This window comes from Geomonas sp. (assembly GCF_056994735.1).
This window is the reverse complement of record NZ_JBXKJL010000132.1, coordinates 1-22,903: the sequence shown is the minus strand read 5'-3', so window position 1 is coordinate 22,903 and position 22,903 is coordinate 1. Positions and strand designations below refer to the sequence as shown.

General features: G+C 61.6%; 20 protein-coding genes. 14 read left to right on the top strand and 6 right to left on the bottom strand.

Features of this window, described 5'->3' with window-relative positions; all coding sequences use genetic code 11:
- Positions 1 to 54: 54 nt before the first annotated feature.
- Both holB and tmk read right to left on the bottom strand, forming a co-directional pair.
- Positions 55 to 1,017: a DNA polymerase III subunit delta' gene (gene holB, locus AC11W3_RS06520; RefSeq protein ID WP_484092680.1), complete on the bottom strand. Its 963-nt coding sequence runs from the start codon at positions 1,015 to 1,017 to the stop codon at positions 55 to 57.
- A 1-nt stretch (position 1,018) separates the two neighbouring features.
- The gene (gene tmk / locus AC11W3_RS06515; protein WP_484091352.1) at positions 1,019 to 1,696 is read right to left on the bottom strand and encodes a dTMP kinase; all 678 of its coding nucleotides are present in this window, start codon (positions 1,694 to 1,696) and stop codon (positions 1,019 to 1,021) included.
- Positions 1,697 to 1,848: 152 nt separating this feature from the next.
- Here tmk and rnc point away from each other — a divergent pair, with 152 nt between their 5' ends.
- The 3 genes from rnc (at position 1,849) to era (ending at position 4,767) form a co-directional block, all read left to right on the top strand.
- Positions 1,849 to 2,550, top strand: coding sequence for a ribonuclease III (gene rnc / locus AC11W3_RS06510; RefSeq protein ID WP_484091353.1), 702 nt, complete (start codon positions 1,849 to 1,851; stop codon positions 2,548 to 2,550).
- The gene (locus AC11W3_RS06505) at positions 2,547 to 3,608 is read left to right on the top strand and encodes an elongator complex protein 3 (RefSeq protein ID WP_484091354.1); all 1,062 of its coding nucleotides are present in this window, start codon (positions 2,547 to 2,549) and stop codon (positions 3,606 to 3,608) included. Before rnc ends, AC11W3_RS06505 begins: the two co-directional genes overlap by 4 nt.
- Before the next feature lie 250 nt (positions 3,609 to 3,858).
- Positions 3,859 to 4,767, top strand: a complete 909-nt coding sequence (gene era / locus AC11W3_RS06500) for a GTPase Era (RefSeq protein ID WP_484091355.1) — start codon at positions 3,859 to 3,861, stop codon at positions 4,765 to 4,767.
- Positions 4,768 to 4,974: 207 nt separating this feature from the next.
- On the opposite strand, the gene nrfD is transcribed toward era, so the two are convergent.
- From nrfD to AC11W3_RS06485, 3 genes are read right to left on the bottom strand one after another with little or no spacing between them, the layout of a single operon-like run.
- On the bottom strand, positions 4,975 to 6,222 hold the full coding sequence (gene nrfD / locus AC11W3_RS06495; RefSeq protein WP_484091356.1) for an NrfD/PsrC family molybdoenzyme membrane anchor subunit: 1,248 nt from the start codon (positions 6,220 to 6,222) through the stop codon (positions 4,975 to 4,977).
- Between the two features lie 2 nt (positions 6,223 to 6,224).
- A complete protein-coding gene (locus AC11W3_RS06490) occupies positions 6,225 to 7,010 on the bottom strand; it encodes a 4Fe-4S dicluster domain-containing protein (protein WP_484091357.1) in 786 nt (261 codons plus the stop codon).
- Positions 7,007 to 7,480, bottom strand: coding sequence for a cytochrome c3 family protein (locus AC11W3_RS06485; protein WP_484091358.1), 474 nt, complete (start codon positions 7,478 to 7,480; stop codon positions 7,007 to 7,009). Before AC11W3_RS06485 ends, AC11W3_RS06490 begins: the two co-directional genes overlap by 4 nt.
- A gap of 269 nt (positions 7,481 to 7,749) precedes the next feature.
- Between AC11W3_RS06485 and AC11W3_RS06480 the strand changes: the two genes are divergently transcribed.
- The 3 genes from AC11W3_RS06480 (at position 7,750) to AC11W3_RS06470 (ending at position 12,169) form a co-directional block, all read left to right on the top strand.
- The gene (locus AC11W3_RS06480) at positions 7,750 to 9,285 is read left to right on the top strand and encodes a cytochrome c3 family protein (RefSeq protein WP_484091359.1); all 1,536 of its coding nucleotides are present in this window, start codon (positions 7,750 to 7,752) and stop codon (positions 9,283 to 9,285) included.
- Between the two features lie 207 nt (positions 9,286 to 9,492).
- Positions 9,493 to 10,170, top strand: a complete 678-nt coding sequence (locus tag AC11W3_RS06475) for a PTS sugar transporter subunit IIA (RefSeq protein ID WP_484091360.1) — start codon at positions 9,493 to 9,495, stop codon at positions 10,168 to 10,170.
- 1 nt (position 10,171) lies between these two features.
- A complete protein-coding gene (locus AC11W3_RS06470; protein WP_484091361.1) occupies positions 10,172 to 12,169 on the top strand; it encodes a proton-conducting transporter transmembrane domain-containing protein in 1,998 nt (665 codons plus the stop codon).
- 145 nt (positions 12,170 to 12,314) lie between these two features.
- Here AC11W3_RS06470 and AC11W3_RS06465 read toward each other — a convergent pair whose 3' ends face one another.
- Positions 12,315 to 12,599 (bottom strand): hypothetical protein, encoded by a 285-nt coding sequence (locus tag AC11W3_RS06465; protein WP_484091362.1) that lies wholly within the window; start codon positions 12,597 to 12,599, stop codon positions 12,315 to 12,317.
- Between the two features lie 403 nt (positions 12,600 to 13,002).
- Here AC11W3_RS06465 and can point away from each other — a divergent pair, with 403 nt between their 5' ends.
- From can to AC11W3_RS06425, 8 genes are all read left to right on the top strand, one after another.
- Entirely contained in the window at positions 13,003 to 13,734 is a 732-nt protein-coding gene (gene can / locus AC11W3_RS06460; protein ID WP_484091363.1) for a carbonate dehydratase, read from the top strand.
- 165 nt (positions 13,735 to 13,899) lie between these two features.
- Positions 13,900 to 15,879, top strand: a complete 1,980-nt coding sequence (locus AC11W3_RS06455) for a proton-conducting transporter transmembrane domain-containing protein (RefSeq protein WP_484091364.1) — start codon at positions 13,900 to 13,902, stop codon at positions 15,877 to 15,879.
- A 524-nt stretch (positions 15,880 to 16,403) separates the two neighbouring features.
- Positions 16,404 to 17,312, top strand: coding sequence for a respiratory chain complex I subunit 1 family protein (locus tag AC11W3_RS06450; protein WP_484091365.1), 909 nt, complete (start codon positions 16,404 to 16,406; stop codon positions 17,310 to 17,312).
- Between the two features lie 4 nt (positions 17,313 to 17,316).
- On the top strand, positions 17,317 to 17,958 hold the full coding sequence (locus tag AC11W3_RS06445) for an NADH-quinone oxidoreductase subunit K (RefSeq protein WP_484091366.1): 642 nt from the start codon (positions 17,317 to 17,319) through the stop codon (positions 17,956 to 17,958).
- Between the two features lie 3 nt (positions 17,959 to 17,961).
- Positions 17,962 to 19,395, top strand: coding sequence for a proton-conducting transporter transmembrane domain-containing protein (locus AC11W3_RS06440; RefSeq protein WP_484091367.1), 1,434 nt, complete (start codon positions 17,962 to 17,964; stop codon positions 19,393 to 19,395).
- On the top strand, positions 19,392 to 20,903 hold the full coding sequence (locus AC11W3_RS06435; RefSeq protein ID WP_484091368.1) for a hydrogenase large subunit: 1,512 nt from the start codon (positions 19,392 to 19,394) through the stop codon (positions 20,901 to 20,903). Before AC11W3_RS06440 ends, AC11W3_RS06435 begins: the two co-directional genes overlap by 4 nt.
- A gap of 293 nt (positions 20,904 to 21,196) precedes the next feature.
- Positions 21,197 to 21,961, top strand: a complete 765-nt coding sequence (locus AC11W3_RS06430) for an NADH-quinone oxidoreductase subunit B family protein (protein WP_484092679.1) — start codon at positions 21,197 to 21,199, stop codon at positions 21,959 to 21,961.
- Positions 21,962 to 22,076: 115 nt separating this feature from the next.
- Positions 22,077 to 22,903, top strand: an 827-nt coding sequence (locus AC11W3_RS06425) for a PLP-dependent cysteine synthase family protein (RefSeq protein WP_484092678.1), incomplete at its 3' end; no start/stop codon positions are given.

Here is a 22,903-nt window from a genome sequence, read left to right as displayed (position 1 = left end):
AATCCGTGTGAAACCCGTTCGCCCTGAGCCTGTCGAAGGGCGCATTTTTTATTCTTACCTGGCCGCGAACTTCATGAAGAATACTTCCAGCGCCAGCCGGGCGTTCACGTTGCGGGCCAGCATGGTCCGCATGGTTACGAGCTGCTCGATGAGCTCTATGATTCTCCCTTGTGAGCAGCGCGCCGCCTCCTTCGCGATCAACTCCTCGAGGTCGCCGTTGGCGAGCGCCTCGGGTGTCGAGGGGTAGATCATGATGTCGCGCAGGAACGACAGGATCAGTTCGATCAGGCCCGGAAGGCCTTCCTTGTCTGCGGCCAGCTCCTCCGCCGTCTGGAACAGCGCATTCACGTCCTTCAGGTTCAGCGAGACGATCCGCGACAGGAAGGTTCCCCGTCCCTCGAGAACTCCGTCGGCGGCGACTTCCATTGCTCTTCTCAAACTCCCGCCGGAGAGTGTCGCGGCGACCCTGGCCGCTTCGGCGGCGAAACCATCCCGCACCAGCCGCCCCTCGATCATCTCCGCGGGGAGAGGGTGGAAGTCCAGGGACTGGCAGCGGGAGAGGATGGTCTGCAGCACGGCTGAGCGCTCCGGCGTGATCAGTATCATCAGTGCCTCGCCCGGCGGCTCTTCCAGGGTCTTGAGCAGGGCGTTCCCGGAGGAGAGATTGAATTTTTCGGCGCCGTCGATGATGCAGGCCTTCTTCGGCGCCTCGAACGGGCGGTACGAGAGCTCCTTCTGCAGTTCCCTCACCTGGTCGATCTTTATGAAGGCGCCGTCCGGTTCCAGGATGTGGAGGTCGGGATGCTGCCCGCTGGCGATCTTCCGGCACGAGGAGCAGACCCCGCAGGCCTCGTCTTTTCCGCAGAAGACGGCCTGGACGAAGGCGAGTGCGGTCTTCCTCTTGCCGCACCCCTCGATCCCGGAGAAGAGATAGGCGTGGGCCACCCGTCCCATGGAGATCGAGCGGCGCAAGACCGCAACGGCGCTGTCCTGGCCGATGACGTCGGAAAAAGGCATACTAGCTCGCAACCTTGCCGGCTGCCAAGGCTGCCGCGCTCTTAAGCGGAAGCCTCGTCGAGAGTGCGGCAATTACCAGCTGTTCGGTCTGCGCCACGTCGCCGGAGCCGTCGATCACCACGAATCTCTCAGGGAAGGTTGAGGCGAGCCGCAGATATCCGTCGCGCACCCGCTCGTGGAAGCGGATCGATTCCAGCTCGAAGCGCTCCTCACGGGCGCCCTGGGTGGACTCGATGCGGGAGAGTGCGCGGGAAAGGCCGATTTCCACCGGGCAGTCGATCAGCACCGTCAGCTTCGGCTGCACCCCCCCGGTGGCGAGATTGTTCAACTGTTCGATGATCGCCAGATCCAGCTCCCTGCCGTTCCCCTGGTAGGCCACGGTCGCGTCGGTGAAGCGGTCGCATAGTACGATCTCGCCGCGCTCCAGTGCCGGGACGATCACCTCTTCAACGTGCTGCGCTCGCGCGGCCGCATAGAGAAGGAGTTCGGTAAGGGGCGTGATGGCCTTGTTCTCGGCGTCCAGAAGGATGGCGCGTATCTTGTCGGCGATGGCACAGCCGCCAGGTTCCCTGGTTGCGATGACCTGCTCGCCAGCGTGCTCCAGCCGCTCCTTGAGGCGCCTCAGCTGAGTCGTCTTTCCGCACCCCTCGACACCTTCAAATGTAATGAAAAAGCCCATGCTTACGCTCTCACAATCCCCGTAAAATCGTTAAATTATATGGGAGGGGGGATCATTATGCAAGATTTAAATGGCCGCAAACCCGCATGGCTATTGCTATGGCGCGGCCCTTTGGCTATATTTGGGCAAAGTGCCAAGGCGGGAAGATCCCAATGGATAACACAGTAGACGACAACCTCATTATCATTGAAGAGAAACTGGGCTACCGTTTCATGAACCGCGCCCTGCTGGAGGAGGCCCTGACTCACCGCACCTTCGTCAATGAGGCCGGCGGGGGAAAGGACAACCAGCGCCTGGAATTCTTCGGGGATTCCGTGCTCGATTTTCTCCTCTCCGAGATCCTGCTGGTGCAGTTTCCGTCCAGCAGGGAAGGGGAGTTGACCCGGATCAGGGCCGCGCTGGTCGACGAGGCCAGCCTGGCCGGAATCGCCGCCGCCCTCGATCTCGGCTCCTGCCTGCGCCTTGGTCGTGGCGAAGAGAAGGGGGGAGGGAGGCAGAAGCGCTCTCTCCTTGCCGACGCATTCGAGGCTTTGCTGGCGGCAATCTATCTCGACGGCGGGGTAGACGCGGCCCGGCGGGTGGTCCAGGAGTATTTCGGTCCGCTCCTTGCCTCCGGGGAAGTCTTGTCGGGTCGGGATTTCAAGACCGACCTGCAGGAGCGTGCGAGGCTCGTGCGCGGCCAGCTCCCGCGTTACCACATGAAGGAAGTGACGGGGCCGGACCATGACCGGCGTTTCACCGTGGAGATCTATCTCGGCGAGGAACTGATGGGGGAGGGGATCGGCAGGAGCAAGAAGGAGGCGGAACAGGCCGCGGCCAAGGCGGCGACCGTTCTTCTGAAGGCGGAAAGTTGAAGCCGGTCGTCATTCCCTTCTTCATTTCGCACCTCGGCTGCCCGCACCGCTGCGTCTTTTGCGACCAGTTGAAGATTGCCGGAGCCCCGGGAGAGCTCCCTGACCGCCCGGCGATCCTGGAGAAGATTGAACAGTACCGGCAAAGCGCGCGGGGGAGAATGCTGGAGGTGGCTTTTTTCGGAGGCACCTTCACCGCCCTGCCGAGGTCGGATCAGGAATATCTCCTCGGGACCCTGCAGCCGCTCCTTGCTTCAGGGGATCTCGAGTCGGTGCGGCTTTCCACCAGGCCTGATGCGGTCGATGGCGCAACAGCCATCTTCTTGAAGGAAATGGGAGTGGCGACGGTTGAGCTCGGGGTCCAGTCGATGGAAGAGGAAGTCCTCAGGCTCTCCCGTCGTGGCCATACGGCTTCAGATGTGGAAAACGCCGTCGGTGCCCTCAAGGACGCCGGGCTCTCCATCGGGATACAGCTCATGCCCGGGCTTCCGGGAGACACGGAGGAGAGATCGCTTAATTCCCTGCGCCGGGTCCTCTCGCTTGAGCCCTCCTTCCTGCGGATCTATCCCACCCTGGTCATTGCCGGGACCGACCTGGCCAACCTTTATCAAAAAAATGAATACAGGCCGCAATCCCTGGAAGAGGCGGTTGCCGTCTGCAAGCGGCTCCTCCTTGAGGCCAGGGGGGCAGAGGTGCCGGTCATCAGGCTTGGGCTGCAGCCGACGGCCGAACTGGAGTCGCCGGAAGTGGTGCTGGCAGGGCCGTATCACCCGGCCTTCGGACAGTTGGTCGAGTCGGAGCTGTACTTTGACCTGATGACCCTGCTGACCGGTGCGGTTCCCTCCGGAAGCGAGGTCGTCTTCATTGTGCCGGCGGGGAGGGTTTCGGATGTTGTGGGGCAGAAGAGGCGGAATGTAATCAGGCTGGCGGAGATGCGAGACATTTCAGTTGCGGACGTGCGGGAAGAGTCATCGCTCGGGCCGGGGGCGCTACGAATGGAATGCCGAGGCGCTACGTTCTCAGCCGATCTTGGTGATCTGCCGCCGGTTCCTCCTCTCTGACCCTACCCCTCCGGGGGCGGGAGCTCGGATGCCTCTCGCCGGGGCAGAGCCCGTTCCCCCCGGCGGGGGGAGGTCGGATGGGGGGATCTCCGGTGCATGGGAGAGGGATGCGCCGCCGCCTCCTTGAGTGTTATACTACTTACGTCGCCTGAAACGGTGCAAACAAGGCATCAAAAGAAGGCTTTTCTTTAAAGGCATTTTGCCGTATCTTCCCCGTTCTGATCCATTCGCAATTACCAGGAGACACGTAATGTCAGAACACGAAGAAAATAAAGGATTCCGTTCCGGTTTTGTCTCAATAGTCGGACGCCCGAACGTTGGGAAATCCACTCTGCTGAACAAGATCCTGGGCGAGAAGATCGTCATCACCTCGGACAAGCCGCAGACCACGAGGAACAGGATCCAGGGGATTCACAACATTCCCGGCGGCCAGATCGTATTCATAGATACTCCCGGCATTCACAGGGCCAAGAGCAGGCTCAACAAGTTCATGGTGGACGAGGCGCTTGCCGCGGTTACGGGGGTCGATGTCATCCTCTTCCTGGTCGACGGCGCGGCCGACCCGGTCAAAGAGGCGGGAATGATCAAGGAGGTCCTCTCCGGTGTCAACATTCCGGTCATCCTGGTCATGAACAAGATCGACCTGGTGCCGAAAGGAGAGCTCCTGGAGCGGATGCTCTGCTACGGGGAGACCTATCCGTTCAAGGAGATCATCCCGGTTTCGGCTCTTACCGGTGACGGTGTCGATCAGTTGGTGCAGCTCGTCCATGTGCTCCTCCCCGAAGGCCCCTGCTACTTCCCAGAGGACATCCTGACCGACGTCCCGGAGCGCTTCGTGGTCGCCGAGATCATCAGGGAAAAGATCTTCCGCATGACTCGTGACGAGGTTCCCTACTCGGTCGCGGTTGTGGTTGACAGTTTCAAGGAGCGCGAGGACGGACTGGTTTCCATCGCCGCGACCATCAACGTGGAGCGGGATTCGCAGAAGGGGATCATCATCGGGAAGAAAGGTGACATGCTGAAGCGGATCGGGATGCAGGCCCGCCAGGAGATCGAGCAGCTCCTGGATACCAAGGTCTTCCTGGAGCTCTTCGTGCGCGTCAGCCCTGAGTGGAGCGAGAATACGCGGCTGCTCAAGGAGTTCGGGTACCACAGTTAAGGTCTTGTTTTGAATCAAAAAAAGAGAGGGAGGTCGCCACTGGGACCTCCCTCTCTTCGTTCGCAGCGCCCTCACCCTGACCCTCTCCCTGAGGGAGAGGGGACCCGGATCACCTGCGGGCCTCTTTAGCTGTCATTTCCACGGATGTAAGCGGGAATCCAGAGTTTTCTGGATCCCCGATAAAGGCACCCGGGGATGACGGCAAGGCTAGTGCGTCTCCTTGAAGACCGGCATCACCTTGTTGAGGATCCAGAACAGGCCAAACGGCACCACCGCGACCAGCAGGGCGCCGAGCAACCCTTCCTTGAAGGTCTCGAAGTTGTCCGGCCAGATGGGCAATTTGTAGTGCATGAAGCCCGCCAGCGAGGATGAAAAGGCTTGTCCGCCGATCACGACGTTCCAGCGCATCATGAAGACCCCCAGAAGTACCAGTAACGTCCCCAAAACAGCACGCCTTATCGTGATTCCCGGCATCAGCAGGATAATGAAAGGGACCAGGTTCCCCAGCCCATACTGGATCACGAAGATGTTGACGAAGTCCCTCTCGTAGATGACGCTCCTCAGGATGTCCCACGACTTCACCGCCGTGTAGCCCCGGAAGATCAGGTCGAGCAGTTCCAGGGTGATCGCCGCCGCCATGAAGATGAGGAGGTATTTCGAAGTCATGGCGACCACCTGCGACTCCGCGCTCTTCAGTTCCTGCGGAGAGGGGAGCGCCGGGCTTTCCTGCCTTCTTCGCGCAGCAAGCCCTTTCCTGATCTCCATGGTGACGATGTAGGTCAACAGACAGAGCGCGATGCCGGAAACGACGGCGGAGCAGATGAAGATCACCGGCATAAGCGGCGTCATCCACAGGGCGTTTGCCTTGACAGAGCCGAAGATGAATCCGGCATAGCCGTGCAGAAAGCAGGCGACCGGAATGCCGGCGCCGGCCAGCTTCTTCACCGCCCGCTCATCCGCCGCGAGGGCCTCCTCGGAAATGTCGAAAGCCCCGAGGGTGAGGGCTGAGAAGAGGAGGTAGCTCAGTTGCTGCCACAGGCCTCTGGCCCGGATCCCCCGCAACTCGAGGGCTGTATCCACGAAATGCTTCCGGTAGACGAACCACAACTCCGAGGCCACGATCATCCCGTAGGTTGAGAATACGATGCCGAAGGCGGCGATGGCCGAGGTGAAGTGCGGCGTCATCATCACCTCGATGCCGCGCTGCGGTTGCTGGAGATGCAGCATGAGCGGCAGCATCGCCACCGGGAGGAGGGCGAAGGAGAAGACCAGCGAGAACCGGGCGATCCCCTTGAGCTCCTTTACCCCGAAGACATGGTAAAGAGAGGAGAGCACGAAGGCGCCCGCCACCAGGCCGGTCATGAAGGGGTACATCACGATCTGGATGGTCCAGTAGATGTACTCATTGGGATAGACGAACAGTTCCTTCAGGGTCCACGCTTCTCCATGCACCATGGCTATCTCACCTCCCTGGTGAGCCCCAGGTAGAAGACCTGCGGCTTGGTCCCGTACTCTTCCTTCAGCACGTTCACCCTTTCGGTCATGATGATCTTGGTCACCGGGTCGTCCGGATCCATCAGGTTTCCTATCCGCCGTGCCCCGAAGGCGCAGGCGTCGATGCAGGCGGTCTGCATCCCCTGGCTGATCCGGTGATAGCAGAAGTTGCATTTCTCCGCGACACGGTGGACCGGGTGGAAGAAACGGACGCCATAGGGGCAACCCATGATGCAGTAGCCGCAGCCGATGCACCATTTCCGGTCCACCAGCACCACGCCGTCCTCGGTCTGGTAGGTGGCGCCGACCGGGCAGACCTGGACGCAGGGCGGATTGTCACACTGGTTGCACAGCTTCGGCACGAAGAAGGCCTTGGAGATGTCCTCGTCGCGGATCGGCTCGCTCTTTCCTTCGCCGAGATCGATATCGGTGCTCTCGAAGCCGTCACGGGCGCCTTTCGGGGAATCGATGTGGGTGTTGCCGTCCTTGGTGATGACGTAGCGCTCGACCCAGGTCCTGGTCACGTTGGCGTCGTAGGGAACATCGTTCTCGATCTTGCAGGCCTTGACGCACATCCCGCAGCCCACGCATTTCTGCGTGTCGACCAGGAAGCCCCAGCGGACCTTCTTCCCTTCCTTTCTTTCAGCCAGGAGGCGCTTCGGGTCGAAGAGCTGAAGGGCACCGAGCGGAATGGCCAGCCCGCCGGCAATGAGCAGCGACTTTTTGCAGAAATTCCTGCGGGAAATCATGTCCGCCCCTCCTTTCTCGGGTCATGGGGCCAATGGCAGGTCACGCACTCGAGTTCGCGGTGATGGGTCTGTGGATTGATCCCCCTGATCCTGCCGCGGCCGCTGGTCGGATAGTTGAGGCGGAAGTGGCATCTGGCGCAGAGTTCGCGGCTGCGGTTGATGGTGAGGGTTCTCGGGTCGTCGGGATGTCCCAGGGCGGGGCCGTGGCAGTTCTCGCAGTTGATCCCGGAGTGGGGGGATTTTCTGATCTCTTCGTACTTGTCCCGGTGGCACTTCTTGCAGTACTCTGCGGTGCGGTACTTCACCTTGACCAGTTTCCATTCCTGCTCGTTGCTGGGGCGGTGCCAGCCGTACATGTAGCCCCGGCTCCCGATGCCGAAGTCGGAGGGGACCAGGAATTCCCGCGCCACCAGGACCACGGCGATGACGAGCAGCACGACATACAGCGGTCGCCAGACATGTCTCTTCACTTGGCTCCTCCTTCTTCACTGGCCCCGATGGCTGACGCAATTCCGGTCTGTTGAAGCCGTTTCGCCGTAATATAACAGTGTTTGCACTGTATCAAATATCGACCGTTTTGCAAGGTTAAATGATCGAAGATACTGTGTATTTATTCAAATTAATGTTTTAGTATGTGTATATTTCTATTAATTTAACTTGTTTTGACAAAGATGTTTACGGATAGTAAGGTTATGCGATTTTTTCATGGACCCCACCGCTTTTCGCAAGGAGAAAGAAGATGGCACCACTTAGAAAGTACGCCGGCTACGCCTGGAACCTGATCAGCCTCGCCGGTCTCGTCCTCGCCGTGACGGCCGCCGGTTTGATCATAGGTTTCCTTTCCTATGAGGCAATTTCCGGTGTGGAGCAACCCTACATCGGGCTCATGACCTACTTCCTGTTCCCCGGGATGCTCATCTTCGGCCTTCTCCTGGTGCCGCTCGGGGCGTTCCTGGTCAGGGAGAAGAGGCGCCGCTTCGAGGCCCGTGGCGAGGAGATTCCGCCGTTCCCGCGGGTCGACTTCAATGAGCCGCACAAGCGTCACCTCTTCATTTTCTTCGTCGTTGCCAGCATCGGCTTCGTGCTGATCGTCTCCATCGCCTCCCTGAAGGGCTTCGAGTTCACCGAATCGACCACCTTCTGCGGCGAGCTCTGCCACGTGGTCATGGAGCCGGAGCACGTGGCCTGGAGCAACTCTCCCCACGCCAAGGTCAAGTGCGTCGAGTGCCACGTCGGCCCCGGTGCCGCCTGGTACGTGAAGGCCAAGATCTCCGGCATGAGGCAGCTCTACGCGGTCCTCTTCCACACCTATCCGGAAACCATCGAGACCCCGATCGAAAACCTGCGCCCGGCCCGCGATACCTGCGAAGGCTGCCACTGGCCGGAGAAATTCTACTTCGGCAGACAGAAGGTATTCTATCACTACGCTCCCAACGAGCAGAACACCCCGCGTGAAACCAACCTGCTCATCAACATCGGCGGCGGCAGCTCCAATGCGCCGGATGCCAAGGGTATCCACTGGCACATCGGCACCGAGGTCAAGTACATCGCCACCGACAAGAAGCGCCTCATCATCCCCTACATCTCGGTGAAGGGCAAGAACGGCAAGATCACCGAGTACATGGACACCGAGAAGCCGCTTTCCAAGGACGAGATCGCCAAGTCCAACCAGAGGGTGATGGACTGCCTCGACTGCCACAACCGTCCGGCCCACATCTACCACGCACCGGGACTCGAGATCGACGAGGGCTTCGTGCACAAGCGGATCGATGTCTCCCTGCCGTTCATGAAGAAGGTTGGGGTTGAGGTTCTCACCAGGCCGTACAAGAACAAGGAAGAGGCCAAGGCGGTCATCGCCAAGGAGGTCCCGGCCTTCTACGCCGAGAAGTACCCGGCCCTCGCCCAGAGCAAGGACAAGGAAATCAAGCAGGCGGTTGCCGCTCTCCAGGACATCTACGAGAGGAACTTCTTCCCCTCCATGCACCTGAACTGGAATACCTACCCGAACCACATCGGTCACTTCTACACCCCGGGGTGCTTCCGCTGCCACGACGGCAAGCACAAGTCCGCGGAAGGCAAGATCATCTCCAAGGATTGCAACCTCTGCCACACCCTGCTGAGCCAGAAGCAGGAGAACATCCCGGCAGGGACCCAGCCGAAGCAGTTCGTGCACCCGGTCGACATCGGCGACGAGCTGATGAAGACCAACTGCAGCGAGTGCCACGCCGCAGGCGGTCAGGACATCCCCGGCGGCGAGCACCACGCCAAGAAGTAATCAGGAATAGAAGCAACGAAAAGGCCCCCGGCTCCAAAACCGGGGGCCTTTTTCGTGCGCGGCAGCCCTCTCAAAACGACATTCAATCGTTCCCGTCTGGCCACCACACCAGGTTCTTGCCCGTCATGCGGCCTCACCTAATCCCTTGATTTCCTTGTCGCAGGAGTGTTATAAAGCTTTAAGCTCACCCAACCCCGGAGTCGCACCATGTTGATGAAGGCCTCAGAAGTAGCCGCGCTTCTAAAGAAGGACGAAAGCGCGGTAGTCAAATGGATAAAAAAGGAGAAGCTTCCCGCCACCATGGTCAGGGGGAGCTACCGGATCAACCGCGTCGATCTCCTCGAGTGGGCTACTGAGCACGGCATAACCGTGCCGCCGGAGCTCTTTGCTGCCGCCGAGAAGGATCTCCGCCTTCCGACCCTCTCCGAGGCGCTCGAGGCAGGCGGTGTTCATTGCGGCGTTCCTGGAGACGACAAACTCTCGGTGCTGAGGAATGTGGTCAACCTGTTGAAGCTCCCCCCCCAGATGGACCCGGAGTTCCTGCTCCAGGTGCTGCTGGCCCGGGAGGCACTGGGCACCACAGCCATCGGGGACGGCATCGCGATCCCGCACGTGCGCAACCCCATCCTGCTGCAGAACAAGCCGGCACCGACCATCTCGCTCTGTTTCCTGCAAGACCCCATCGACTTCGGGGCCCTGGACGGGAAGCCGGTCCGCATCCTCTTCATGCTGACCAGCCCGACGGTCAGGGTCCACCTGCACCTCCTGTCCCGGCTGGCCTACGCCCTCCACGACCCGCAGTTCCGAACCACCTTGAACGCCGCCTGCGACCCGGCAGGGATCATAGAGGCCGCCCGGCGCTTCGAGCGAGACCTGAGGAAATAACATGGACCTCTTCGGCGAGTCGACCTCCTTCCTGCTCCTCTCACTCGCCGTCGCCTGCCAGGCGCTTTCCGGGCTCCCGCTCCTCATCTTCAGGGGCTCCGGGGCTGCACAACGCTCCGCCGCCTCCCTGATGGCTGCTGCCTCCCTTTCGGGGACGGCCGGCGCCCTGGCTGTCCTCCTCTCTCCGCGATCAACCACTTTCGTCCTGGAGTGGGGCCTCCCCTTCGGCCCGGCCGAGATCGGTGTCGATCCCCTCTCCGCCCTTTTCCTCTTCCCCATCTTCATCGTAACGGGCTGCAGCGCCGTCTACGGCGTCGGCTACTGGCCCGCTGCCGAACGTCCGGAAAGTGCCGGAAAACTCACCTTCTTTCTTGGCCTTCTGGCCGCGGCCCTTACCACGCTCCTCCTGGCACGCAACACGGTGCTCTTCCTCCTCGCCTGGGAGGTGATGGCCTTCGCCGCCTACTTCGCTCTCACCACCGAGGACGAGAAGCCTGAGGTGCGGGATGCCGGCACCCTCTATCTCATCACCACCCATGTCGGCACCCTGGCGCTCTTTGCCATGTTCTCGCTCATGCAAGGCGCGACCGGCGCCTTCCTGTTTCCTGCCCAGGCCTCGCTCTGGGGCCATAGCGGCGTGGCGACGGCGATCTTCCTGACGGCCCTGATCGGCTTCGGCCTCAAGGCCGGAATGATGCCGCTCCACATCTGGCTCCCGTCCGCCCACGCCAACGCGCCGAGCCACGTCTCGGCCATCCTTTCCGGCGTCGTCCTCAAAACCGGGATCTACGGCCTGGTCCGCGTCTGCTCCTGCTTCTTCGACCTGCCGGTGTGGTGGGGTTGCACGGTGCTGGTGCTCGGCGGGATCTCGGGGGTGGCCGGGGTGGCCTTCGCCATCGGCCAGCACGACCTGAAGAGGCTTCTTGCTTATCACAGCATCGAGAACATCGGGATCATCCTGCTCGGTCTGGGCGCGGCGCTGGTCGGCCAGAGCCAGGGCTACCCCGCATTGGTCGTGCTGGGGCTTGGCGGCGCCCTCCTGCATGTGATCAATCACGCCACCTTCAAGGCGCTCCTCTTTCTGGCCGCAGGCGCCGTTATCCACGCCACCGGCACCCGGGAGATCGATCTCATGGGCGGGGTGGCTCGGCGGCTTCCCTTCAGCTCCCTCTTCTTCCTGGTCGGAGCCGTCGCCATCTGCGGTCTGCCTCCCCTCAACGGCTTCGTCAGCGAATTGATGGTCTACCTCGCCTCCTTCGCCGCTATCCGGTCCTACCATGGGATGGCAGGTGCTCTTCCCGCTTTGGCCGCTCCCGTCCTGGGGCTGATCGGAGGGCTGGCCGTCGCCTGCTTCGTCAAGGTCTTCGGCGTCGCCTTCCTGGGCGTCGCACGCTCGCCCGAACACGCCGGCGGGCATGAGGCCAGTGCCGGCATGCTCTGGCCCATGGGGATTCTTTCGGCCATCTGCCTGTTGATAGGCGTCACCCCGGTGCTGATCGCCCGGCCGTTGAACAGTGCGGTAATCGGTTACTCCAGCCCGCTTTTGTCACAGGGGGTGTCGAACCTGGTCCCCCTTGCCTACGTCACCGTCCTCGGCGCCGGCCTCCTGCTGGTCGCCGCCTTCATCTGGGCTTATATCTCGCGGCGAAACCGCACTCTCCCGCAGTCCACCTCCGTCACCTGGGGGTGCGGCTATCTGGCCCCCACCCCCCGCATGCAGTACAGTTCGTCATCTTTCGGCTCCATGCTGGTGGACTGGTTCAGGATGGTGTTGCGGCCGGAGGTGCATCGCAAGGAGGTGGAGGGAGTGTTCCCCCAACCGGCCGGTTTCGCAAGCCACGTCCCGGAGACGGTGCTGGAGCGGATCTATCTCCCCTGGCTACACTACCTCTATCGCAAGAGCGCCCCGATCCGCAGCCTGCAGCACGGGAAGCTGAACATCTACATCTTCTACACCTTCATTACGCTGGTGCTGCTGCTGGTGTTGACCACGCGCTGAGGTCAAAGGCTATCCAAGGTCTGGCGAGATGGTGCGGGAAGCTTCGATGGGGTCTGTCGGAGGTCAGCGAAAGCGGCATTGCTGCCGGAAATTCGGGGAAGGGCGCTCCCGCCTCGGGGTAGCTCCGCCTGAAAAGATGTGGCCGTCACCTGTGAAAGACGATGGCCAGCAGCATAAGAGGCACCGAAGCGAAGAACGACAGCATGAAGGCAAGGCAACTGAGGGTCAGCAGCGGGTCGCTCAGTCCTGCATACCGCCTTTTAAGTATGAACTCCATCAGCCTCGCCAACGTGTCCACGAAGCCGTAGACGCTACGCCCGAATCTTAATTGCGATAACAGGTCCCTGTGCTTGACACTGAGCCGTAGCAGGGTGAAAAGCAGTGAAATGTTCGCAATAATGATGAAGATCAGCATCGCGTTTTCAAGCATTTCGAACCCCCTCTATGTCCTCTCCTCCCGGCGCCTCCATTGCAGGTCAGTGTAATTTCTCCGGGTTTCAACTTCCGTTTCCACTCTCCCCCGCAGCACCTCTATTGTACCATGCACGCTCCCCCGGTCACGGAGGACAATTTCGATGCAAATCCGTCTCCGCTGTGCCCGGATTGGTAGCCAGTTGCAACCTCCTTTTGCCAACTGCGACTACGCACAATGCGAGCTATCTCGTTGATCTCGCTGAAGGACACTTTTTTTAATTCTTTTTTTGACAAATCGTTTTTCGGGTAGTACCTTGGAGAGCCAATCGTGGCCCCTCCGCTTAAGAGTCAGGACATGATCGGCGATCAGCACGGGAGTAGCGATTGTCGGTGCCAGCACCCTCGACCGAAAGGTAATGATGCAGAGACTCGAACATCTTTTTGAAAATAACCGGACCTGGACAGAGCAGATACGTGCCGAGGATCCGGAGTTCTTCCTCAAGCTTTCCACGCAGCAGGCTCCCGAGTACCTGTGGATCGGCTGCTCCGACAGCCGGGTGCCTGCCAATGAGATCGTCGGGCTGTTGCCGGGCGAGCTCTTTGTCCACCGCAATGTCGCCAACCTCGTGGTCCACACCGACCTGAACTGCCTCTCCGTCATGCAGTACGCCGTAGACATCCTCAAGGTGAAGCACCTCATCGTCTGCGGCCATTACGGCTGCGGCGGCGTCTATGCCGCCATGAAGAGCATGAGGCTGGGCCTGATCGACAACTGGATCAGGCATCTCCAGGACGTGCGGGCGAAGCATGAGGATTACCTGGCCGGGATCGCCGACGAGGACACGCGCTGCGACAGGTTGTGCGAGTTGAACGTGATCGAACAGGTGGTGAACGTCTGCCAGACCACGGTGGTCCAGGACGCCTGGGCGCGCGGCCAGGAGGTCACCGTGCACAGCTGGATCTACGGCCTGACCGATGGACAGCTCAGCGATCTCGGCATGAGGGTCTTCGCTCCGGAGCAGCTCTCCGAGGCTTATACGGAGGCCATCGAGGCGACCAAGCGCAGGGAGGGCCCGAGCCGACACACCCTCTCCCACCTGCAGCAGGCCACCGCCAACTCCCACTGCTGCGAGGCCATCCCCGGCTCCTGAAGTGTCGGCGGCCGCTCGCCGCAGTACATTTTTGACGTGGTCCGCGCCGCGGGCTAGCGCCATGATTTGAAGGAAGCCGCCGGATCTTCTGGTGCGGCGGCTCAATCCTGGTGATGGAAAATGGCCAGATAGCACTGTCTGTTCCTGCCGTCAGAAAGGTATGCAATGTTCCGTGACATGATGCGTGAGCCCTCAGCACTGGTGCTTATCGCAATGGTGGTAGCCGCGTTTTCAGGCGTTCCAGGCCTCTTCGTCAGAAGAGGTGCACTGGGGCAGCGTCTAGCTACAGCCGGTGCAGTCGTCTCCTCCGTGCTGGCGCTTCCGGCGCTGGTTTACATGCTGGTGACGGGTCAAAGTGCTCGTTACCTCGTCGAGTGGAACCTCCCCTTCGGGGCCTGCGAGATCGCCCTCGACCCGCTCTCATTATTCTTCCTCCTCCCGATTTTCCTCGTCTTCGCCGCCGGTTCGCTCTATGCCTGCGGCTACTGGCCTGCCGCTTCCCATCGCAGCACCGAACCATCCGTCACCTTCTTCTACGGTCTTCTCTCCGCCGCGATGGCCATGGTCGTCATGGCCCGCAACGGCGCGCTCTTCATGATTGCCTGGGAGGTCATGGCTCTGGCTGGATACTTCCTCCTGGTGACCGAACACGAGGAGGGCGAGGTCCGCAGCGCGGGGACGGTGTACCTGGTGGCCAGCCATATGGGAGCGGCCTCGCTGCTGGTTCTCTTTTCTCAATTAAGGCTTGCCACCGGCAGCTTCGTCTTCCCGATAACCGCTTCTCTGGGGGTAGCCGCCGGCACCGCCACCATCATCTTCATCACGGCACTTCTCGGCTTCGGCTCCAAGGCCGGCATCATGCCGCTGCACATCTGGCTCCCGTCGGCCCACGCCAACGCGCCCAGCCACGTCTCCGCCCTCCTTTCGGGGGTGATGCTGAAGATGGGGATCTACGGGATACTCCGGGTCCTTTCCTTCTTTCCCGGCCGTCCCCTGTGGTGGGGTGCCCTCCTCACCGCCGCCGGACTGGTCACCGCCCTCATGGGGATCTGCATCGCCTCGGCGCAGAAGGATATCAAGCGCCTCCTTGCCTACAGCAGCATCGAGAACCTCGGCATTATCGTAGCCGGCATCGGCGGGGCCATGGTCGGGCAGAGCACGGGGAACCCGCGGCTCGCTTACCTCGGGCTGGCCGGCGCCCTGTTTCACGTCTTGAACCACGGCCTCTTCAAACCCCTGCTCTTCTTCGGCGCGGGTAGCGTCATGCACGCCACCGGCACCCGGGACATGGACCTGATGGGTGGCTTGGGGAGAAGGATGCCCTGGAGCACCTCCCTCTCGGTTTGCGGCGCGGTTGCCATCTGCGGCCTCCCGCCGTTCAACGGCTTCGCCAGCGAATTCCTCCTCTACCTTGGCTTCTTCGGCGAGGCCCGCTCTCCCGAAGCCTACATGGCCCTCGGCGCGCCCATTCTGGCGCTGGTCGGAGGAGTGGCCGTCATCTCATTGGTGAAGCTCCTTGGCATCACCTTCCTGGGCGCGCCTCGCTCGCCCCGGGCCGCCAACTCGCACGAGTCGCCTGCGACCATGCTGATGCCGATGGCCGTTCTTGCCGGTTTGAGCCTCCTCGGCGGCCTGTGCCCGCAGCTCTTTCTCTCGCTCGTCAACCCCGTTACCGTGGCGCTGACCCCGGCAACTATGAGTTACCCCGGGCTCCCGGTCAGGGCGATCTGGTTCACCGTTTCCGGCGGGTCGCTCCTGGTCCTGGCCGGACTCCTTTTTCTCTATCTCAGGCGCAAACAGTCCCTCGTCTCTTCCGCCTCCGGCCCGACCTGGGGGTGCGGCTATCTCGCTCCGACTCCGCGCATGCAGTACACCGCCAGCTCCTTCGGGCTCCTCTTCGGCTCCCTTGCCACCCCGCTAATCAGGACCCGGATCCGGATGGCTGCGCTGGCAGGCGTCGCACCGGCAGTCAGGCATCTGACGTATAAACCAGAGGAGACCCTGTTGTACCGGATTATCATGCCGGTGCTGGAGGTGATCGGGATGGGGTTCGCATTCGTCAGGCGGCTCCAGCACGGCGAGGTGCAGATCTACATCCTCTACATCTTCGCGACCCTCTTCCTGCTCATGCTGTGGGTGAAGTAACGGCGAAGAGCCGAACAGCCGAACAGCCGAACAGCCTCACCACAGAGGTACACAGAGGGACCCAAGGAACACCACGAACACAGAAGGAACACAGGGGAAAGCAGAGGAAAGCAGAGGAAAGCAGAGGAAAGCAGAGGAAAGCAGAGGAAAGGCTTGTACTTCTCCCCCCCTTGACAAAGGGGGGCAGGGGGGATTGCCGTTTAGGAAGAAAAGCCGCCACCTGCTTCGTTTGTGGCACCTTCCCCCACCCCTGATCCCCTCCCTCAAGGGAAGGGGAAGTGGGACCATGGTGTGAAGTCCCCCTATACGAAGGGGGATTTAGGGGGATTTTGTTGTTGCCAAGGCAATCCCCCCCGGCCCCCCTTTGACAAGGGGGGAGCAAGACGCAAGGGGCGTTGAGACGAGTGGGGTAAGAGGTTTTCCTCTGTGTCCCTCTGTGCACCTCTGTGGTGAAGCCTCTAGCTTCTGTTTTTGTTTTTTGAAAACCTGACTGGCAACTTGAGCAATCAAACCTGGAGAAGGACATGATCGATACGCTCTTCCATGTGGTATTGGTCCTCGCCATGCCACCGCTATTACTCGGCGTCATCGGCAAGACCAAAGCGGCCTTCGCCGGCAGGGTAGGGGCTCCCTTCCTGCAACCATACTATGACCTCGGAAGGTTAATGAGGAAAGGGGTCGTCATAAGCGACACCACAACCTGGCTATTCAAGGCCGGTCCCGTGGTGACCCTTGCGGCAACCCTCTTCGCAGCCCTCCTGGTCCCTCTGGGGAGGCACTCCGCGCCGGTATCGTTCGAAGGGGACATGATCCTCTTCGCTTACCTTTTCGCCCTCGGACGCTTCTTCACCACCGTGGCCGCACTCGACACCGGCTCCAGCTTCGAGGGGATGGGGGCCGCCCGCGAGGTGACCTTCTCCTGCCTCGCCGAGCCGACCCTCTTCTTCGCCCTGATCACCCTCACCAGGCTTTCCGGCACCATGTCCCTCACCCCCATGCTGCAGCACGTCTCCCTGCATGCCTGGGTCGGGACCGGAGCCTCTTTGCTCCTTATGCTGGTGGGCCTCTTCGTGGTGCTCCTGGCGGAGAACTCCCGTATCCCCTTCGACGACCCCAACACCCATCTCGAACTGACCATGATCCACGAGGTGATGGTGCTCGATCACAGCGGCCCCTATTTCGGCTGCATCCTCTACGGCGCAGCCCTCAAGCTCTACCTCCTCGGGGCCCTTTTCACCAACATCGCCATTCCCTTCACTGGCGGCAATACCTTCGTCGACTGGGCAATGTTCGCCGTCTCCATGATCCTGCTGGCGGTGGGCATCGGTGTGGTCGAGTCGGTGATGGCGCGCCTGAGGCTGATCCGCGTGCCGCAACTCCTGGTGGCGGCCATGATACTGACCGCTTTCTCCCTCGTTCTGGTAGTGAGGTGACTTGATGAACTCATTGGCCGACCAACTCCTGGTACTCTGTCTCCTTTTGAACTTCGCCGTCCTCGGCACCAGCCGGCTCGCCTTCTCCGTCCGCGCCGTGGCCCTTCAGGGCGTGGTCCTGGGGGTCCTCCCGGCGCTGGTCCATCCCTTCTCGTGGCACCTCGTGCTGATCGTGGTCAGCATCATCGTGGTGAAGGGGGCGGTGATCCCCATCCTGATCATCAACGCCATCAAGAAGGCCGAGATCCAGCGGGAATTCGTCCCCTTCATCGGCTACATACCGTCGCTGGTGCTGGGCGCCGTTTTCACCTCGGTGGCCTTCATCTTCGCCTCGAAGCTCCCCCTGGCTCCCGAGCACGAGGGGCTCCTGTTCGTCCCGGCCTCCCTCGCCACTCTCATGTGCGGCTTCCTGGTTCTCATGGGGAGGCGCAAGGCGATCTCCCAGGTCATCGGCTACCTGCTGATGGAGAACGGCATCTTCGTCTTCGGCCTCCTCCTCGCCGACGCCATGCCGCTGATGGTCGAGGCCGGCGCGCTCCTCGACCTCCTGGTCGGCGTCTTCGTCATGGGGATCGTTATCAACCACATCAGCAGGGAGTTCTCGACCATCGACACCTCCAAACTGAGCGCTCTGCGAGAGGGATAAAGTATGATTTGGGCCATTACTCTGCTGCCGCTTCTGGGAGCCCTCATTGCCTGGTTCGTTCCCGACAACAGGAGGCGATCCTTCGTCCTGCCGGTCTTCGGGGCGGCGCACCTGGTCATGACCGTGGCGCTCCTTGTCGACACCCCGCCACCTTCGCCCGCGGGGTGGATCTATCTCGACTCCCTGGGCAAGCTGACCCTGCTGTGCAACAGCGTCCTCTTCACGGTCTGCTCGGCCTACGCCGTGGGCTACCTGAGCTACCGCAGGAAAAGGCCCAACCGCATCCTCTGCCTGGCGTTCCTGGTATGCCTGTCGGCCATGACGCTGGTGACCGTCTCGCAGCACCTGGGGCTCCTCTGGATCGCCCTGGAGGCGACGACCCTGACCATGGCCCCGCTGGTCTACTTCAACCGGAACGCCCGTTCCATCGAGGCGACCTGGAAGTATCTCCTGATCTGCTCGGTCGGCATCGCCATCGCCCTTCTGGGGCTCTTCTTCCTGGCCTATTCGACCATCGTCGCCAAGCAGGAGATCTCGCTGCTGCTGGGCTCGCTGATCTCCGACGCCCCCCGCCTGCACGCCGGCTGGCGCCATGCCGCCTTCATCTTCCTGCTGGTCGGCTTCGGATCCAAGATGGGCCTGGCCCCCCTCCATACCTGGAAGCCCGACGCCTACGGCGAGGCCCCGGGCCTCGTCGGCGCCCTTTTGGCCGGAGGGCTGGTCAACTGCGCTCTGCTCGCGCTATTGCGGGTTTACCAGATCGCTGCCGCCTCGACCGAAGGTGCGATGTTCCAGCAGGTGCTCCTCGTGATGGGGCTCATATCCATGGCCTTCGCCGCCATCTTCATGGCCAAGCAGAGCGACTTCAAGAGGATGCTCGCCTACTCCAGCGTCGAGCATGTCGGGATCATCGCCGTGGCCTTGGGGCTCGGGCGTGCCGCGCTTCTGGGGGCACTGCTCCACATGATCAACAACGCCCTCACCAAGGGGGTCCTCTTCCTCTCCTGCGGCAACATCCACCGGGCCTATAACAGCAAGAGCACCCAGTTCGTGCGCGGAGCCCTGAAGCGGACGCCGTGGTCGGGCGCGCTCTTTCTCGCAGCCTTCCTGGCCATCACCGGCTCGCCGCCCTTCGCCCCCTTCGTCAGCGAGTTCATGATCGTGAGCTCCGCCTTCGTGCAGGGGAACCCGTGGACCGGGGGACTCTTTCTCCTTTTCCTCGCCATGATCTTCATCGGCATGGCCTCGACGGTGCTGCCGGTGGTGATGGGCAGGACCCCAGACGACATGGAAAGGATGCCCTACCGTGACACTGCTCCCACAGTGCTGCCGCCGCTACTTCTCATGTGCGTGGTGCTGATGCTGGGGCTCTGGATACCGGCGCCGTTGCTGGCCCTCCTGCATGACGCCGCAGCTCTTCTGGGAGGTGGGAAATGAGTCGCAGGTACCATCTCACACAGAACGGCGGCGCGGTTCCACGTCGCGAGATTCCCGTTCTTTCCAACGAGGAGTTCATGGAGGAGCTCGTTGCCGGGATCGGTGAAGGCTGGCGGGTGGTCTCCTATTTCGGCGCCAGCGAGGGAGATGCCCTCAAGCTCTATTGCCTCCTCTCCTACAAGATGGACGCGATCCTGGGAGTGATGAGCACGCAGGTCACCACGTCATCGATTCCGTCCCTGGTGCAGTACGCCCCCCAGGTGCATCTCTTCGAGCGGGAGATCGCGGAGCAGTTCGGGGTCGTATTCGAGGGGCATCCGTGGCCGAAGCCGGTGCGCTTCGAGGCACCGTTCGCTTCACCGCCGGGTGCTCCACCGAGGAAACCCGAGACCATCGGCATCATGGACTTTTACCAGGTGCAGGGAGAAGAGGTACATGAGGTGGCGGTGGGACCGGTCCACGCGGGGATCATCGAGCCGGGGCATTTCCGGTTCCAGTGCTTCGGCGAGGAGGTGATGCACCTCGAGATCTCGCTGGGCTACCAGCACCGAGGTATCGAGCGCACCGTACTCGGGCCGCTCACCACGAAGACGCGCAAGCAGATGGAGACCGTTGCCGGAGATACCACCATCGGCCACGGCACCGCGTATGCCATGGTCGTCGAGGGGCTCACCGGTGCCCGCGTGCCCGCCCGGGCCCAGGCCATTCGGGGTATCGCGCTGGAACTTGAGCGCCTTGCCAACCACACCGGCGACCTGGGTGCCATCTCCGGCGATGTCGGCTATCTGCCCACCGCCTCCTTTTGCGGCCGGATCAGGGGTGAATTCCTGAACCTCACCGCCGAGATTTGCGGCAGCCGTTTCGGGCGGGATCTGGTCATACCGGGCGGAGTGGTTTTCGATGTCGGGCCGGAACTGGCAGGGAAGATGGCGAAGCGGGTCGCGGTGGCGCGGGACGAGGTCACCAATGCCGTAGACCTCTTGTGGGAGACCCCTTCCGTGATGGCCAGGCTTGAAGGGACCGGCGTAGTGACCGAGCAGACAGCCTTGGAAATAGGGATGGTGGGACCAGCGGCCAGGGCCAGCGGGCTCAACCGTGACATCCGTCGCGACCACCCCTTCGGGATCTACAGCATGAGCCATATTCCGGTCGAGACCGGCAGGGCAGGGGACGTCTATGCACGGACCCTGGTGCGCTGGCTGGAGATGGAGAAGTCGCTGGAGTTCATAGAGGAACAGTTGGCCCAGTTGCCGGGAGTGGCGACGCAGTACCCAGTCGGCCCTGTCGCCGGGGAGACCTTGGCGGTGGCGCTGACCGAAGGTTGGCGAGGCGAGATCTGCCATGTCGCCCTGACCGACGAGAAGGGCCACTTCGAGCGCTACAAGATCACCGACCCCTCGTTCCACAACTGGACCGGTCTGGCCATGGCGTTGCGAGGAGGGCAGATTTCCGACTTCCCGTTGTGCAACAAAAGCTTCAACCTCTCCTACTGCGGCTTCGACTTGTAGGTAACGGCTGAAGTGGAGGGTAGGGGGATGCTGCGAAAGTTCATCTTCAGCGATGACCGCCAGCGTTACGTCCCCCCCTTTAACGAAGGGGGGACAGGGGGGATTTGCACTAAACGTCGAGTCCCAGCAAGCGCTCACCCTTTAGCAACGAACGCCGGCGTTACGTCCCCCCCTTTAACGAAGGGGGGACAGGGGGGATTTGCAGTAAAAGTCGCAACCACCAGCGCATGTTGAAGTACCCGCGGCTGCCCCCCGACCCGAAGCAAAATGAAGGGTAATACAGGAGTCCCGTCATGATAAAAGCCATCCTTGCCCGCATCAAGCAAGGCCATCGCACCACCAGCTATCCGGAAAAACCGATGGCCCTTCCAGAGCGGTTCCGGGGCTATCCCGAATTCTACCGGACCGCTTGCCCGTCCGGTTGCCGTCTCTGTGCCGACGCCTGCCCGGTGGGGGCGATAAAATGCGGGCCCGAGTACTCCGTTGACCTCGGCAAATGCCTCTTCTGTCCCGACTGCGCCGACGCCTGCCCGCAAGGTTCCATGTCCCACAGCACCGATCACCGGCTCGCGGCAAATCGGCGGGAAGACATGATTGTGAGGCAAGGTGATGAGCGTCGCCTGGCGCAGGCATTGGAGGCGAAGATGCTCTCCCTCTTCGGCCGCTCCTTGAAATTCCGCTCCGTGGTCGCCGGCGGCTGCAACGGCTGTGAAGCCGATACCAACGTCCTTTCCACCATAGGCTGGGACATCGGACGTTTCGGCCTTCAATTCGTAGCCTCTCCCCGGCATGCCGACGGCCTGTGGATCACCGGCCCGGTGACCAATAATATGCGGGAAGCTCTGATGCTGACCTATGAAGCTATACCCGCGCCGAAGATTGTGGTAGCCTGTGGCGCCTGTGCCATAAACGGAGGGCCTTTCATCGGCTCACCCGACCACAACGACGGCGTCGGCGACCTCCTCCCCGTCGATCTCTACATACCCGGCTGTCCACCGCACCCCCTGACGATCCTGGACGGGCTGCTGAGGCTGCTAAACAAGATCGACGGAGAGTAACTCCCCCTTTGGAAAAGGGGGGCAGGGGGAATTTAGCCCCGGTTGCCATAAAGTGGAGTAGTGCCCTAGGTCTGCGCCATCGGAGAACCCACCAAAAACTTCAGTGAGAGGATATATGAAAGGTAACAGTCTCATCGAGTCCATCGGCTCAACCCCCATTGTTGAAATAAACTCCCTGTGCAACCGTGGCGTTCGCATCGTGGCCAAGCTGGAGGGGAACAACCCCGGCGGCTCCGTCAAGGACCGTCCTGCCCGGGAGATGATCCTCGCCGCCGAGGCTAGTGGCGAGTTGACGCAGGACAAGGTGATCCTGGAGCCTACCTCCGGCAACACCGGGATAGCCCTGGCGATGATCGCCGCAGCGCGCGGGTACCGGATAAAGCTGGTCATGCCTGCCTGCGTCAGCATGGAGCGGCGCAGCGTCCTGGAGGCTTACGGAGCCGAGATCGTCCTTTCCCCGGGGTGCGAGGCAACCGATGGCGCCATCCGTCTGGCCCACAAGATCCTTGCCGAGGACCCGGAAACGTACTACATGCCCAACCAGTACTCCAACCCCAACAACGTGCTGGCGCATTACAAGACGACCGGCCCCGAGATCTGGGAGCAGACCGAAGGGAAGATCACCCACTTCGTGGCCGGCATCGGGACCAGCGGCACCGTCATGGGCGTGTCGAAGTACTTCCGGGAGAAGAAGCCCGACGTCCAGATCGTGGCTGTCGAGCCGATATTGGGGCACAAGATACAGGGGTTGAAGAACATGGAGGAGGCCATAGTCCCCGCCATATATGACCCGAAGGCGTACGACCGGAAGATAGTGATAGAGGACGATCCCGCCTTCGAGACCGCCAGGATGTTAGCCAACCATCACGGCATCTTCTGCGGCATGTCCGGGGGCGCCGCCGTCGCCGCCGCCCTCAAGCTCTCCTCGGAACTGGAATCCGG